Raw genomic sequence first — 259 nt, forward strand, 5'->3', positions numbered from 1 at the left:
CGCTGTTCTTGTAGTGATCACACTACCGCTTCGATAACGTTGCAGACCTGTGTAATCTCGTCATCACTCAGAAGTGGACTCGAAGGCAAGTTCACCCCCCGCTCGTACAACTCCATCGCGACCGACTGTGTTGTGTCGTGGTGGGCTCGATACGGTGGCTGATCATGCAACGGATAAAAGAATGGGCGTGTCTCGATATCTGCACGCTGGAGGGCTTCAACCACCTCGTTCTGAATAGAGGATGACTCGAAGATTGGAG

1 protein-coding gene is annotated in these 259 nt (G+C 52.5%); it reads right to left on the reverse strand.

The window, feature by feature from the left end; translation table 11 throughout:
- Positions 1–17: 17 nt before the first annotated feature.
- Positions 18–259: DegT/DnrJ/EryC1/StrS family aminotransferase (locus tag SM753_RS20845; RefSeq protein WP_323192960.1), on the reverse strand; the 242-nt coding region annotated here is incomplete at its 5' end.

The organism is Halostella sp. PRR32 (genome assembly GCF_034808085.1).
GTDB lineage: Archaea > Halobacteriota > Halobacteria > Halobacteriales > Natronoarchaeaceae > Halostella > Halostella pelagica.